1 protein-coding gene is annotated in these 558 nt (G+C 64.9%); it reads right to left on the bottom strand.

What is annotated here, in order from left to right:
- The coding region (locus NKK47_RS35140) for a transposase (protein WP_352549609.1) at positions 1-519 on the bottom strand (519 nt) is incomplete at its 3' end.
- Positions 520-558: the final 39 nt, after the last annotated feature.

The following is a 558-nucleotide window of genomic DNA, read 5'->3' as shown; positions in this document are numbered from 1 at the left end:
GTGGGCATTGAACAGGCGAAGCTGTTGGCCTCCGTGCACAGCGTCGAAGGTGTCGTCAATGTCGAGTACGATCCGCTTCGGCACCTGCCGGAACGAGGCGCAATAGAGATCGACCATCGCCCGTCCCATCGCGACCAGCTCCCGCACGCCGGGTAGGTTCTCCAGCCGGCACAGCGTCGATTGCGACGCCAGATCCCGACCCGACGGCAGCGCATCCTGGGCCATCTTGAAGACCGGATCGCGGCGCAGCCGGTTGGCGTCGTTGCCGTCCTCGTAGCCGGCGGCGATCATCTTCATGCGAAAGCCGATCATGTCCGCCAGGCTGTGGACGACCTGGTCCGGGCAGCGCGGATCGTCGATGCAACGCGCCAGACGCTCGGCCACCCGCAACCGCTTTTCCACCTCGGCCAAGGCCAGAACGCCGCTGTTGGACGACAGCATGCCGCCGTCGAAACGGGCGACGACGGACTTGCCGCCGACTGATGACAAACCGCTCAGCGGCAGCGCAAGATCGTTCATGGTGGGTGTGGTCTCCGGGAAATGGTTCGGATCGGCTTA

Origin of the sequence: Mesorhizobium sp. M0019, from assembly GCF_040323975.1 — a bacterium.
In the GTDB taxonomy this organism is placed as follows: domain Bacteria; phylum Pseudomonadota; class Alphaproteobacteria; order Rhizobiales; family Rhizobiaceae; genus Mesorhizobium.
The sequence above is the reverse complement of the archived record's forward strand: the minus strand, read 5'-3'. Positions and strand labels throughout refer to the sequence as shown.